This window comes from Aerosakkonema funiforme FACHB-1375, from assembly GCF_014696265.1.
GTDB lineage: Bacteria > Cyanobacteriota > Cyanobacteriia > Cyanobacteriales > Aerosakkonemataceae > Aerosakkonema > Aerosakkonema funiforme_A.
Genome location: NZ_JACJPW010000003.1, coordinates 84460 through 98937, shown reverse-complemented (window position 1 = coordinate 98937; position 14478 = coordinate 84460). Strand labels below are relative to the sequence as shown.

General features: G+C 41.4%; 10 protein-coding genes. 2 read left to right on the top strand and 8 right to left on the bottom strand.

What is annotated here, in order from left to right:
• Positions 1–77 precede the first annotated feature (77 nt).
• From H6G03_RS02110 to H6G03_RS02075, 8 genes are all read right to left on the bottom strand, one after another.
• Positions 78–1058 carry an aldo/keto reductase gene (locus tag H6G03_RS02110; RefSeq protein WP_190461587.1) on the bottom strand — a complete coding sequence of 327 codons (981 nt, stop codon included), beginning with the start codon at positions 1056–1058 and terminating at the stop codon, positions 78–80.
• Between the two features lie 451 nt (positions 1059–1509).
• Complete coding sequence (locus tag H6G03_RS02105; protein WP_190461585.1) at positions 1510–2274, bottom strand: OmpA family protein; 765 nt, start codon at positions 2272–2274, stop codon at positions 1510–1512.
• A gap of 24 nt (positions 2275–2298) precedes the next feature.
• A complete protein-coding gene (locus tag H6G03_RS02100; RefSeq protein WP_190461583.1) occupies positions 2299–3840 on the bottom strand; it encodes a hypothetical protein in 1542 nt (513 codons plus the stop codon).
• Positions 3841–3932: 92 nt separating this feature from the next.
• Positions 3933–4154, bottom strand: coding sequence for an RpnC/YadD family protein (locus tag H6G03_RS02095; protein WP_190461581.1), 222 nt, complete (start codon positions 4152–4154; stop codon positions 3933–3935).
• Between the two features lie 76 nt (positions 4155–4230).
• Positions 4231–5025 (bottom strand): Rpn family recombination-promoting nuclease/putative transposase, encoded by a 795-nt coding sequence (locus H6G03_RS02090; RefSeq protein ID WP_190461579.1) that lies wholly within the window; start codon positions 5023–5025, stop codon positions 4231–4233.
• A gap of 68 nt (positions 5026–5093) precedes the next feature.
• Positions 5094–8330, bottom strand: a complete 3237-nt coding sequence (locus H6G03_RS02085) for a tubulin-like doman-containing protein (RefSeq protein WP_190461577.1) — start codon at positions 8328–8330, stop codon at positions 5094–5096.
• Between the two features lie 64 nt (positions 8331–8394).
• Positions 8395–8931, bottom strand: coding sequence for a hypothetical protein (locus H6G03_RS02080; protein ID WP_190461575.1), 537 nt, complete (start codon positions 8929–8931; stop codon positions 8395–8397).
• Between the two features lie 183 nt (positions 8932–9114).
• On the bottom strand, positions 9115–10218 hold the full coding sequence (locus tag H6G03_RS02075; RefSeq protein ID WP_190461573.1) for a vWA domain-containing protein: 1104 nt from the start codon (positions 10216–10218) through the stop codon (positions 9115–9117).
• Positions 10219–10756: 538 nt separating this feature from the next.
• Here H6G03_RS02075 and H6G03_RS02070 point away from each other — a divergent pair.
• On the top strand, positions 10757–13069 hold the full coding sequence (locus tag H6G03_RS02070) for an NACHT domain-containing protein (RefSeq protein WP_190461570.1): 2313 nt from the start codon (positions 10757–10759) through the stop codon (positions 13067–13069).
• Between the two features lie 506 nt (positions 13070–13575).
• Positions 13576–14061 carry a globin family protein gene (locus tag H6G03_RS02065; RefSeq protein WP_190461568.1) on the top strand — a complete coding sequence of 162 codons (486 nt, stop codon included), beginning with the start codon at positions 13576–13578 and terminating at the stop codon, positions 14059–14061.
• Positions 14062–14478 lie beyond the last annotated feature (417 nt).

Sequence of the window (14478 nt, the reverse complement as noted above, 5' to 3'; positions counted from 1 at the left end):
TGGCAATTTTTCGATCGGAAAAGCTAGCCCACTCAGGAGTAGGGCTTTTAACTAGATTACGCCACTAACCAGAGCATTTACTTCGTTTGGAAAATGTTTTGCACCATTTTTTTATCTGCACTTGCAGCAGCTTTATCCAGTTCTGCAATCTCCCCAGAGTCTAGTTGCCAACCCAAAGCGCCAATATTCTCCTTTGCCTGTTCCACAGTCTTCGCGCCTGGGATGGGAATAGTTCCTTTACAGATGCACCAGTTGATTGCCACCTGGGACATTGTTTTGTTTCTCGATCGCGCTACCTCTGCCAAACAGGTAGTAAGCGATCGAATTCCTGGCAATAATTGCCTAAACAGCAGACCTCGGATGCCTTTGGGAAACGGCCCTTTTTCCGAGTATTTACCTGTCAGCAGACCTAATGCCAGAGGACTGTAAGCAATCAGTTTTATTCCCAATTCATCGCATACTTCTTTAATTGCCAATTCGGTGACGGGATAGGTAGATAGCAGTGAATATTGAACTTGCAGAGTGGCAATGGGAACGCCTCGATCGACAAATTTTTGATGCACTTGTTTGAGGCGTTTCGAGCCGTAATTTGATAACCCCACTCCCTTTACCAGTCCTTGTTCGTAAAGGTCGGCAAGACCATCCAAAAGCCGCCATTCCTGCCAAGGAGCATAGTTAGCAGTAGACCAGTGCATTTGCACCAAATCTACATTTTTTCCCAGCCGTTTGGCAGACGCCTGACAAGCCGATATAATTGATTTGCGGGTCAATCTCCACGGATAAGCAGCCAGCTTTGTAGCAATACAAATATCTTCTTTGCCAGCACCTTGATATTCCCTAGAAAAGCGTCCTAAAAGTTGTTCGCTTCGCCCATTTAATTTGCCAGTTCCATAAGAATCCCCCGTATCAAATAAGGTGACACCGTTGCTCACACAAAGATTGAAGACGGTTTGCAGTTGATCATCCATACTTTCATCGTATCCCCAAAGCAGGCGGTTTCCCCATGCCCAAGTACCGCAGCCCATAGTTGGAAGAAAGAGTTTTTGGTTTTTTTCCATATTTTATTTACTCACACTCTATTTAGATATCATTATGAAATTTTAAACTAATTTCCATCCCTAACAAGCTATCCGAAAAGCCATTACAAGCGATAATTTTCGCAAATACATCTGCGTTCATCTGCGTTCATCTGCGGTAATAAAATCTCCCGCTCGCACTGTGCGGATAAGCTTCTATTTCTTCCAAGGCAGTTTCGTGCCCATTTCAGTCATGGCTGAGAAGATGAGATAGACAATTAGAAAGCCAACACCTGCGAGAAAAGCCAGTAAATCATTATCCATATCTATTCCTAACTAATACTCAGTTAATATTACCATTTGTTGAATAGACATCTCCAAAAATTCTTGTGGGGTTTGAGATTCTTTTTTGGAGATGCCTAATGAATTTGTGTAACCGTTCAGGGGTTAACTCTAACGCCCAAGCGCAACAACGTACCTTAAAATACCTGTTTTATCTCTCCACACCAGGAGGAGTGAAACGAATTTCAATTCGCCGCCGCGCAGGTTCATCAGTATTGCCATTGTTCTGAGGAATGTAACCTTTTGGCAAAACTAATTGTGCGGCGGAATAGGCGCGAAACTCTAATCCTTTTAAGCGACCTTTTTTCTGCATATCCCGCAGTACCTGAACGACTGCTAATGCTCGCATCAACCCCAAATCTGCATTCGATCCTAGTTGAATTGCACTGGCATTTTCGCCATTGGCTATTTCTGCTATTTTATCATCTAAACTGCTATATCTATTACTATTTTTTTGACCGTCAGTATGACCGATTACTTCTACGATATAGCCTTGGTATTCTGTTGCGTAGCGTTCGATTTGATTGACGAAATCATTTTCGATTTTGCTACGCAGTCCGGTTGGTAAGTCGGCTTTACCAACTGCAAATTTATATTCTCCGGAGTCTTTAATTACAATGATAGGCGGCGATTTCAGTCTTTCTACTTGTCCTTCAAGGTTAGTAACTTGATTTGTTTTTTGCTGCAATTGCTGCTGCAAATTAGCTAGCTGTTTTTCTAAGTCTCCCACTTTATATTCACTTTGACGCAGCTTGTCATTTATCTCTTCTGAGGTAGACTGTAATATGGATGCTTTTACTATTGCTAGTAACAAGAATAAACTCAAAATCATAAAGGCGTTAGACATCAAATCTGTGAAAGCTGGCCAGATGTTGAGGTCTTCGTTATCATCAAGATGGCGTGACCGACGACGCACGATCGCAACTCCCAATCAAAAAGTTTATATCTTGTTTAATTTATCAACTATTTCATCTAATTTGGCTTCATCTATATCTTTAGGCGAACGCTTTTCCAAGGTTTGTCTCAATCTGTAAAGTTCATATTTGGTGTCGTTGAGATGGCCGATCCCTTGCTGAATATTTTCGATGACACTTTTAATTTGTGAACTGGTATTTTCGGATTGGTTATTGATGGTTTCGGAAATGCGATCGCTCACAGATTGAATTCCCAAAGTAACACCCTCCGTATATTCCCTCAGCGTCTCTACCAAGTTTGCCAATTCAACTTGTACTTTATCCAAATTATCCGATTTAGAGATAATTTTCTGCTGTAATTCAGCAACAGACTGAAAATTTGGCAATCCTTGCTGGAGTTGGACAACAATCTCATCGAGAGCTTTTTGATGGTTTTGATGCAACTCTAAAAATTGCACTGATGTTTGATTAATATTGCTGACTTCTTCTTGCAAATTCAATAATTGTTGACTGGAACGTCGCAGTTCGCTCAGCGCTTTTTTAATTGATTGAACCGATTCTGCTAAAATAGAAGCAGACTGGGAAAAGTCGGCTTGCGTGCTAGCCAAATCTGCTGTTGCGTCTGCTAATCTGTGCGGAAATTGGCTATGCTCAAAAGTTTCGGCTACCTGATTAAATCGCTCGGCTGTTGTCATCATCGCCGCTACAGCATTCCCCAACTCATTAGCGGATATTTTAAATTGATTTGCACCGCTGGATATCGTACCAGAAGATTCGGCTAATCTGGTGTATACTTCTTTGGCTAACTTGGTAGCTTCAATATTAGCATCAAAAATTTCTTGCAGTTTAGCTTTGAGAGAACTTTCGACTGCTTCTCGCACAGTTTGTCCAAATTTAGTTAAGAAGTGGTCAAACGAATCTGCCATACCTTTGACTATTTTATCTAGGCGAGTTTGACCCTGTAGTGTGGGATGATAAACGTTATCGAGATAATCTTCCAGAGAACAAATAAGCTGATACTTAGCTAAGTTAGTATTGAATATTAAATTAATTACTGTTAATAAAGCGCTAAAAAATATTCCCGTTAAGCTAGTGGTGAAGGCAATCCCCATACCTTGTAAAGGTTCTTGCAATTTCTGCACTAAACTGCTAACATTGCTGGCGTCGGGTTGCGCGATCGTCTGACTCAATGCAGTTAAATTAATTGTAATCCCTAGAAAAGTCCCCAGCAATCCAAATGCTAGCAATAAATTTGGGAGAATACGACAAAAGTAGTCGATTTGTTCGCTGGAAATCCCCGCCACTTTCTCTTGGCTGTAAACTTGATCTATTAATGCTGCTGTATTGACTTGTTCTAAATTACTACTCGCTTCTTTAAATCTCGATTTAAGGTTTTCCACAATCCGAGGTTCTTTGATACTCGTGTTACCGTTGACGAGCATTTTCACCTTAGTCACTTGCTGCACCAAATGTTGATGCAAAGCTAAACGCAATAAAATAGCAATTACTGATGGCAAAACAACGAGTACGACAGTCAGAAAAATTAAATAAGACGGGATTGGTGGCATGACAAAACCTTAAGATTCTGAGGATGAACTGTGATTTTGTTCTCGCTCCCAGCAGGAACTTGAAAGCGAGGATTGAGATTCGATCGGATAATTCAGTTATTATCCACAGAATCCTGTAGACTTTGTACCTGTTCAATTGTCAGTCCCGTTAACCTTGCCACTTCCTCTACAGGCATATTTCTTTGCAGCAAAGTACGCGCAAATTGTTCTTTAGCTTGCTGAATACCTTGCTGAATACCTTGCTGAATACCTTGCTGAATACCCCGTTGCAATCCAGTTTGCAAAATTTCTTGATAAATCACTGATTCCCTCATAACGTCCTCCCGTAGGATCCAGTTTTAGTTAGTTGGTTATTTGGTGTGACCGGGTTTAACCCGGTCACGTTATAATTCATTGATTATCCACAGTATTGTGTAGACTTTGTACCTGTTCAATTGTCAGTCCCGTCAAACTAGCTACTTCCTCTACAGGCATATTTCTTTGCAGCAAAGTACGCGCAAATTGCTCTGTAGCTTGCTGAATACCTTGCTGAATACCCCGTTGTAATCCAGTTTGCAAAATTTCTTGATAAATCACAGATTCCCTCATAACGTCCTCCCGTAGGATTGTTTTAATGACCTCTTCCTTCAATACTAACCCAGCTAAGATTGCGGCGGTACCAACTAAGTTAAGTTGCACCCTTTTTTCTGGTATTTCCTCAATCAATTGTGCAGCTTGATTGAGTATTTCTTGAGGATTTTTTGTGTTGCTTAATACTGCAAATGGTAATAATCCCACAAAATTAGGATTGAGAAACTCAATTGGCTGTCTTTCCCATAAGCGAATCACCTCAAATTTATGTTTGATGTTTTCTAATGAAAAAGTTTTTTGCCGTACTAATTTGGAATTTGTCTTCCTTAAATAAATGACTATTTGGCGCATTCGTTTTTCGGGAAAACGGCGATATACTCGCAGACGATAGTCAGCCATCCGAAAAGGTATTTCTGGATCGGGATCGGTTTGGAATTCTAAATGGAGGACTAAATTACTATCAACATCTTGGAGAATTAGAGAATCTGCTCTAATTGGTTCTAAAGATAATTCAGAAAGACTCAGTTCAGTTAATTTGACTGGTGAACCTAACAGCCAAGTGGCAATATCGGCGGTGAATTCTTCAGTTATAAATTTGCAAACATTGTCGTACATACACCCCTGAGTTTTGGTGGTAAGTTGGTAGGTTGGGTTGAGGTAACAAAACCCAACTTATACCGAAATTACTGAGAGTATTTTTTCATAATTTGTTGACGTTTGATATCGTAACCTTTTTGGGTAATCAAACCATCTCTCAACTCTTGTTCTAACAGATCTAGTTCCCTTTGTAGTTTGGGATCTTGAGAATCTTCGGCTGACTCAAAAACTACATCGACAGGAACTATTTCTCGATCGCTCGTGTTGGTGCGTTGTTGAGAATTTTGTTGCAAAGATTTAAATCGCGCATCCATTTTTTTACGGAAGCGATTGATAATTCCCTCTTTAGGTGGAGTATCGGTAGTTCCGGGAACTCCGACGACGGTTGCTCGGTAGGGATAATTGGGGTCGTCTTCTGGTAATTTATCAATGCGATCGACAAATTGGCGCAGTTTGGGTAAGTAGTGTTTTTCCCATTGATTTGGTTGTCTTTCTATATTAGCGATCGCACGATCGAGCAAACTCTTCAAAGCTTCAGTCATATCGCGTCGATTCGCCAATTCCTCCAAAGCTTGACTCCAAATTTGACTGAGAGAAGCTGTATTATAATGATCTCGCAATTCATCATAATATTGAAACTCCAATTGCTGATTCTCTCCGTTCTCCTTCATTAACTCAAACGCCAAACAAGGATAGAAAACATCTTCCAATTCTTCCATGATTCTGTCATCTGGAGGAATGATATCGGTAAACAAAATCCGACTATCGTTGTGCAGAAAACCACCCAAATTCTGCTCGCGCATATAAGGATTTCGCATCCCTTCTAAACCGCTAATCAGTCGCAGCGGAAACCCAGCATATTCAGTCACGATTAAGATTTCATCTTCCGCTTGAGTTGGTTTGAGCGCATTTTCCGAAATACCTGAATCGCCGATCAGAATATTTTTAAACTGCTGAACCTCCGAGTCATCAGTATCTTTAAATCCGACTAAATCGCTTCTTTTTGCTGGTGTTTGATGGAAGTAAGGATCGCTCAAATTTAAACGCAGCAAAGGTTCGGCTTCTTTTTTTACTTGTGCTAAACGAGTACGCCGTTCGGAAGTGTTGTAATTTTGAATGAAACGCTTAATGACTGACTTAACAATTTGATTGCTGCGAGAGCCAAACTCCCTGTCTACTTTCAAGTCGATTTCTTTTTGCAGTTGCTCTTGATTGGTGCGCTCCATTAAATAACCGATCGATTCTTCGACTCCCGATGCTTCTGTTACTTGCTTACTAAGTAGCACTAACTGAGAGCGAAAATCATTACTTGGTAACAAAGTTTTATAGCAAATTTCAATATCGTCATCGTCAAAAATTGCCTCACCGCTCATTTCATCAAAATTCGTTTGTCTGAGATCGCTTTCCTCTTTTTCGTAGTCGCTTTTCAAGTTATCGACTAACCGACTGAAAGCAGCTAATTGAGTGGATCGCTCTCGAATGTGCTTTTGCAAATTATTGACAATTTGCAATGCTTCTTGAGTAACGGCAAGATCGAAATTGTGTTTGATTAAATCGCAAACTTCCCGCACTACTCTTTTGGCTTCTGCTTGCACTTCTCGATTTTTTCCACCTACCAAAGGTAAATCGAATTTTTGTTCGAGATCTTCAATTATCTGTTCTGCATCCCGCCATTTCTTCTCCAAATCTTCTAATTTGCGTACACCACCAAAATTAGCAATTTCTTCCTCTAACTGTCGTTGATAAAGCTCCAAATCTCTTTGCAAAGCATCTAGCCAATCGCGACCGCTCTTAATTGAGAAATTAGCAGTCCCCGGTGTCATTAAATTAGCCAAAAATTCATCGATATTTTCCTTAAGCTGCTTGAAAATATCGGGGCTTACCTGTAACAATCTCGTCAGCCAAATTCCTCTTGTACTTTCATTTTCACCGGGTTGGCTTTTTCTAAATTGCTCTCGAAATTCGCGAGGCAAAGTTTGTCTTAAACCGTTGCGATCGTCCTTATTTTTGCACTCGTTAATTGCCTTTTCTAACTTAGTATTTCTCCAAGCGTTAAGGACATTAACAAAAGTCTTATTTCCTTCTTGCACTGCTTCAGCTAATTTGCTAGTAAAACCATCCCTTTGCGCCAAATCGCTATGCCAATTATATTGAACTATAAATTGTTCAAATAACTTTTGTGGATCGGGGCTTTGTCCCGATCCATTTAACCAGAATGTTACTAATTTCACGCTAATTCTAGTTAAAGCGATCTGCACGATGATATCGCGGGGAAAATAAATTGCTGCCAATCCAAATGTTAAATATCGCTGCACGTTGGGACGGGGATGATCGTCCCACTGAATCATGTGTGATGTGAAATTATCCCGCATTCCCTTAACCACGGGTGCTAATTCACCGGAAAAATCTAAGGCAATTTTATGTGCGATTACATTACATAATTTCGCTTGTTTGAGAATTTTATAATCGCTGCTGGTTTGATTGGAAACTAAATATGCGTAATCAAAAGGCGGTCGCGTTTCTCGCACAATTTCTATGGTTTGCATATCGTAACAAACTTCAAATTTTGTGCTGGGTGTGGTATAATGATTGAGTTCTTTGAGAGCGGCATAAGTATTGGCAATCATGTTAGGAGTATTGCCATACAAATCAGGACTAATTATCAAATAAGCGACAATTTTAGCTTCGCTATCCTTATAAGCACGCCTCAAGCTATAAGCGATATCTAAAAACATCCCGCTACCAGTACCACCGCAGAGAGAACCGACCACAAAAATATTCAATCCCTCTTCAACTGTTAACCCCAATTTGAGTAAAGTTGCTTCATGTCCCCGCGTGCGATTTTCTGCTGTTTGAATGGCGCTTTGAATTTTGCGATAATTGTGGAAAAATGCCAATCTTCCTACAGGTCGAATTCCTTTTGCGCCTTCTTCTACTGCTTTGATATTTCGCAATAATTGCGGCGGAAACCATCTGGCAATATGATCGTATGGCCCTTGGCGATCGTAATTCGATCGCCGTTCCATTCCTTGCACGAAATTAGTCACTTCCGCCGATGTCATGGTGGCGCTAATTTTCTCTGATTCCCGAAAACTTAAGTCAACACCGTGATAGGTACTCCCCGTCCGCAAACCAGATACTTGTGTCGCCGCTTTGTCTGTATCGATATGTACAAAACTCACAATTGGTAATTTGTTCAAATCGCCATAGCGATCGACAATTAACCGCCGAATTCGCATCAAAACATCTCGACCCGTCCCGCCTAATCCGATACAAATTGTGCGGTTGATTCCCCGAAAATTGCGCTCATTCGATTGAGTCATTTTTTTACCTCCTTATTATTCTTTGTGCAGAAACCCGGTTTCTTAGAGAAACCGGGTTTCTTTCTTAAATTAGTTGCTGAAATTCCGCAATGGAACTAACAGTAATCGCCTGTCGATGCAGTTGCTTCAAGACCGACAAATCATTAATTTTATTCAGCGCCTCACTAAATTCTGGCGGTATTTCTTGAAACCGCATCTGCAAAATTTCAATCACATTTTCTCGGGCGAATTGCAAAGTATATTGGCGTTCCTGCTGAATTCCCTCTTCAATAGCATCTTCTTCAATCCTACTTAAAAACCGCATTTTTCTTTCCTCCTGATAGCGATCTACTTCTTGTTTAAATTGTTGTTGAAGTTCCCTCGTTAAAGCCATCATTCGATCGATCACCCGGAATAGCTGTACGATGTCGTTTCTATTGTAACCTTTTTCAAAAAGTCCTCGTACCAAAGTCCATTTCCAAAGCTTTCGGTTTTCCAGATTTCCAATCGTCGCTTTTGTCTTTAAATGCGCCATAATCATAATCGCAAAAGGATTATCGCTTTGTGACAAAACCTCCCATTGACTTTCGTAATCTAACACTTTCACGATCGGAAACTGCATTCGCAATTGGAAACCATCCAAGCTATATTCATAAACAGATGGTCGCCAAGAATTTGTTTCATCCCCTAAAACTGCTAAACTAATTACGGGCCGTTCGCGTCAGCGTGTGCGTTAGCACGTATCGCTTGTTTCCAACTATTATCATAATCCGCTATCGGTATACTCATCTCATCCTTTTTTCTCCTATTTTCTCACTTTAATAACTACCTCGTAATCCCGACGCTTTTTCGGATCTGGACAATTCAGCCTCATCCGATATCCAGTAATAAGAGTTCGCACGGTAATTTCCCGACCGTTATAATAAATTGGTGCATCACCAGTGGGGACTAAGTAAAGTTTCTCACCTTTCCGTTCTAAATATCCTCTCACTTCTGGCCCTGGAGTGTCAATGGAATCAACACAAGTAGAATCATACTCACCAATAGCAATTCGTTTGTTGTGCGCTAAATAACACTTTTGGTCTTCTTCTTTTTCCGTCGCCGTAAAATCTACAATTAATTCCCACTTCCGTTGCAAGCGATAAAATTTGATTCCCGCCATTACTAAGGCAATAAATACTATCGCTGAAATTAACGCAGGTAGCCACAACTGTTTAATCAAATAAGGCGTAACTAAACAAGTTTCTTTCCCTCCAGGTGCGGGAGTACATAACTCCTGAACGGTGGGAGGAATATCGACAACTGTCAAGTTATATTCTTTGTTATCATTAGTTCTAATTGCTAATTTGCGAGCCTGCATTGGCAAAGCTTTAATCCACTCTTGCCGTTGTTGACTTTCTAGAGAATTTTCTTGCCGAAAAGGACTTTCAGCAGGCGTTTCAATCCACCCGTTACTAAAAAGAGGTGCATCCGTAATCCAAACAACTGATTGCGGTTTAATTGGCTGATTTTCTTGCAGGCGGTCTTGATTGACTTGGGCAAGATTTTGATATATAGTTAATTCAGCTTGTTGAATATCTGTATTGCGAACATTGGGATCGCGTTCTAGCGGTACAACTTGCAAAATTTTATCAATATCTTCTTTTTTACCGCTAAATTCAATCGGCGGCGGTAGGGGATTTGTGGTAGTGGCGAAAGGAACGACGTAAACAGAATCGCCGGGATGCAGGCTATCTTGGACAATCTGACGCAGGCGATTGCGACCTTCATCATTTAAGCCTACACTTTCTGTGAGGTCGATCGCGAGTACAACATCTCTCCCCCCATGCAGGCGAACGACCCATTCTAGACCTGATTTTTGTAAAGAAGTGAGAGGCTGCCCTGGGGTAACTTTGGTAGGTGGGGTCACGGTGAAAAAGATTATACCAGAAGCGTATATTTGAATATTGTATCTACTTCTAAGGAAATATGCGTTTTGGAGAGCGATCGACTAGGAATCTGTAAAGCATTTGTTATGAAGTTAATTTTGAAGGAATTTTTCCGGTTATCTTAACAATTTGATTTCACCTATATCTGGATTTTTTATATGTCGAAAAACACCTTTTTTATAGTTAGTGTCTAGATTTTGTTTGTCATTTAGCTTGCCTGTCAAAATAATGATAATAACAACCGATATAATCTTAGGGTGGTTTGCGCCAATAATACTAGAGGGCTTTTAAGCAATAATTAACTAACCTGCATTTACCCCTACCTTAACTCACAATCATACTCATCCTTAACAGAACAAAACTTATTTATAACATAGAAAAACATTTTTCACCATAAACCCGCAAGAATCGGTAAACTGTAGACGAGATTGAGAATTGTAGGGGGTCGTTGATGATAGCCGTTCAACAGGAGCTTAGTAGCAAACACGTTATTGATTTTAAGACTTGGAGTCTTGTGTCATGGCCAAGCGATCGCTCAAAGCATCACCGCTGGGAATTCAACAGGCTAAGCGAGCCTTTGCCCTCAAAGGGTGGACGCAGGAAAACCTGGCAGGGGAAGTAAATTTAAAGACTAGACAACCAATATGGCGATTTTTTACGGGTAAACCCGTCGATCGCCAAGTTTTTCTAAATATTTGTGCCATATTAGACTTAGATTGGCGAGAGATTGCGATCGATCCGCCAGTAGAATTTTCCGAACCGCGAGAGTTGACAGAAACTTCCGCCCCAAACATTGATACCCTGGTACAGCAAGTACGCTCACAACGGCGGGATAAAATTCAATACCAGTGCGGTATCTTGCAGCTATTAGACATTAATCGTCCGGTCAAAATTGATGATATCTATGTTGATGTCAATATTTTGCAAGAAATTGCCAGCCAACAGTGGTTTGATATCAGTAATTTGCCAAACTTAGGCCCAGCCGCATTCGATCGCATTGGTTTGGGAGAAATAAACCAAAAACAAATACCGGGGATGCAGGCAGTTGAAACATACTCCAAACTTCGAGTACTGGGTAAACCAGGTGTTGGCAAAACCACCTTTTTGAAGCATCTCGCCATTCAGTGTAACCGGGGCGAGTTTGCCGCCCATCAAGTGCCCATTTTCATCACCTTGAGAGATTTTGCCGAAGAATCCAGGGATAATGGCAACTTTCGCCTCTTAAATTACCTCCGTCAGGCGTTTATCAACTCTGGTATTTACAACCCATCTGCGATCGAAACCTTGCTGCAAGCTGGTAGAGTCCTATTATTGCTGGATGGGATGGATGAAGTACTCAACCAAGACAGCAGCGCAGTTCAACGAGAAATTCGCAAGTTTTCCGACAAATATCACAAAAATCAGTTTGTGGTATCCTGTCGCACCGCCGCCAAAAAGCTCCAGTTTCGAGGCTTTACCGATGTGGAAATTGCCCCCTTTACCCAAGATCAAATCGTTACCTTCGCCCAAAAATGGTTTGTGACATTCACTAAAACCAACCGTCAATCTGGGCAAGCACAATCGGTTCAGTTTATTGAAAAGTTGGACTTACCGGAAAATTGGCACTTTCGCCAGCTGATTGTCACGCCCCTATTTTTGCATCTAGCTTGTTGGGTGTTTCACGGACAAGATAAATTTCCCACCAAGCGGTCTGAGTTTTATAAGCAAGGACTGGATTTGCTTCTAGGCAAATGGGACGAAGCCAAAGGAGTGGAACGGGATAAGGTTTACCAAGGGTTTTTATTACCTCAAAAGCTGAGGTTGCTGAGCCAGTTGGCCGCAGTTACCTTTGAAAAAGGGCAATATTTTTTCGAGCAACGCATTATAGAGCAGTATATTGGGGACTATCTGCGGAATTTGTCCGAAATAAACCTGGAAGCAGAGGAACTGCAACTCGAAAGTGAAGCGGTACTAAAAGCGATCGAAACTCAACATGGGCTACTCACCGAACGGGCGAGAGGCATCTTTTCTTTCTCCTATCTAGTGTTTCACGAATACTTCACCGCCCGCCAAATCGTTGCCAGTCATAACCTGCAAGGATTAGAGCAAGCTTTGGGAGGACTCGTCAGCCATATCACAGACCCTCACTGGCGCGAAATCTTCCTCTTGACAGTTGCCATGCTGCGAAGTGCAGACTCTCTAGTACAATTGATGAAGCAACAAATTGATGGTTTAGTTGCTCAAGACCCTTATCTACAAGAATTTTTGCTCTGGGCTAGCCAAAAATCTCGCACCGTCCCAACTCAACCCAAAATTGCCACCACCAGAGCTTTTTACCTTGCCCTTGCCCAGTCACCTCATACAGCTGCTCAGTTTACTTTAGCCAGCACTCTCGACCAGGGTATGTTTTTAGATGCGGCGTTGGATAATTTGCTCCAGCAGTTGGCCAGCGAAGGCTCTCAAGAGTTAGCTTATACCAATGCTTGTAGCGAGGCAATTAACAATATTCTGGTGATGGTTCTCGATGCCGGATTCTATAAATCCCTGCAACAAATCAGGGATCGACTCCCACCTGCTTCTCAAAGCCGAGAACGGTTTCAGGACTGGTGGCAAGAACACTATTCCGCCTGGGTGGAACAGTTAAGGACAACGATCGTTAACTATCGAAATACTAGCCGCACCTGGGAGTTTAGCACCGAGCAACAACAAGTTCTACAACGCTACTACGATGCCAATCAACTGCTTCTCGATTGCCTGCATAGCAATTGCGAAGTCACGGCGGCGACTCGGCAGGAAATTGAAGCCACCTTATTGCTACCTCAGAACGAGCTTGAAGACAGAGAATGGCAGTAAACTACCCACACTAGCCTGAAAATTCTTGCCATTCCCGAAAAATACTTGCGTAGCTGCGTTTTAGGGCTAAATTGCCAATACGTAAGTGCTAGCGAAATCAGCTTTAGAACTAACAAGTTTCAGGATTGAATTATAGATTAAATTTTCTGGAAATAAACTCCAGAAACCAGGTTTATTAAAAAATCTTGGTTTCTGGTCTATCGCATTCACCAAAAAATCTGTATAGCAGGATACATAATATCAAAGGTAAGCAAAGCAACGGTTTCAGCAATTAAAACCGTTCATTACACCTTGGATTTTTTTGTAGTATTTATTTTACTCAGGAAGTAAAAAAATATTTTTGGAGATAATCTTGTAATTAATCAAATCATACAAGAAATCAAACACTCACCTGTCACACTTCAAGAGTAACGAAGAGTTGCATTTGAATAAATCGCTGACGGCTAAACGTCAATGGATTCGTTTCAGACCAACCTTGATTTAGATTTTTAAGGAGAATTTTGTTGATGAGTATTATCAAAAAATTAATCGAAAATGCAGATGCCGAGTGTCGCTATCTCACCCCTGGAGACATCGAGCAGATCCAGAAATTTTTCAGAGGCGGTGAACGTCGTCTCCGCCTTGCCCAAGCGATAACGGGAAGCCGGGAACGCATTGTTCAGCTAGCTGCAAAGCAGTTATTCCAACTACGCCCCAGCATTGTTTCTCCGGGTGGCAATGCCTACGGCGAGGCGATGACAGCGACTTGCCTGCGGGATATGGATTACTACCTGCGCTTAGTCCTTTACAGTGTGGTAGCTGGAGAAACAACCCCTTTGCAAGAAATTGGGCTGATTGGGGTGCGCCAGATGTATAACTCTCTCGGTACACCGACTGATGCTGTTGCCGAAAGCGTCCGTGCCATGAAGAATGTTACTACTTCCATGCTGTCTGGAGAAGATGCTAACGAAGTTAGTGTTTATTTTGACTACCTTATCGGTGGTCTTCAGTAGAGCGATCGCGTTTTTTATTCGATCGCATCGGCTTCCAGTCTAAAGCGAGAGATTTAGATAACGGAAGGAAACAGAAAAAAAATCTTTCTTTCGCCTTGTCCGGCTTGGATTGGTTGCCATCAAATCAACTCAAATTCTAAAATCAACCTTTTAGATTTCCATTCCATGTTACTCACAAGACATTTAGTTTCTGAGCCTAGCCAACGATTTATATCCACAACACTCGGTCTTAGCCGAGACCGACATCTTTGCCCTTGTTGTGCCACAGTTTTACTTCGCCACATCCGTTGGGAAGGAATTTACTGGCGTTGTAGTTACTGTTATCAATAAATGTCAATTTAGCAAAGCTCTAATCTAAAAATTATGCTTGGCTAAATTGGCTATCTACTGAATTAAATGTGATTAGCAAACATCCAA

Excerpts from the sequence above, each read along its gene's own strand:
- H6G03_RS02090 (WP_190461579.1), bottom strand. The coding sequence starts at position 5,025 with ATGTACGACAATGTTTGCAAATTTATAACTGAAGAATTCACCGCCGAT.
- H6G03_RS02070 (WP_190461570.1), top strand. The coding sequence starts at position 10,757 with ATGGCCAAGCGATCGCTCAAAGCATCACCGCTGGGAATTCAACAGGCT.
- H6G03_RS02100 (WP_190461583.1), bottom strand. The coding sequence starts at position 3,840 with ATGCCACCAATCCCGTCTTATTTAATTTTTCTGACTGTCGTACTCGTT.
- H6G03_RS02080 (WP_190461575.1), bottom strand. The coding sequence starts at position 8,931 with ATGCAGTTTCCGATCGTGAAAGTGTTAGATTACGAAAGTCAATGGGAG.
- H6G03_RS02065 (WP_190461568.1), top strand. The coding sequence starts at position 13,576 with ATGAGTATTATCAAAAAATTAATCGAAAATGCAGATGCCGAGTGTCGC.
- H6G03_RS02110 (WP_190461587.1), bottom strand. The coding sequence starts at position 1,058 with ATGGAAAAAAACCAAAAACTCTTTCTTCCAACTATGGGCTGCGGTACT.
- H6G03_RS02085 (WP_190461577.1), bottom strand. The coding sequence starts at position 8,330 with ATGACTCAATCGAATGAGCGCAATTTTCGGGGAATCAACCGCACAATT.
- H6G03_RS02095 (WP_190461581.1), bottom strand. The coding sequence starts at position 4,154 with ATGAGGGAATCAGTGATTTATCAAGAAATTTTGCAAACTGGATTGCAA.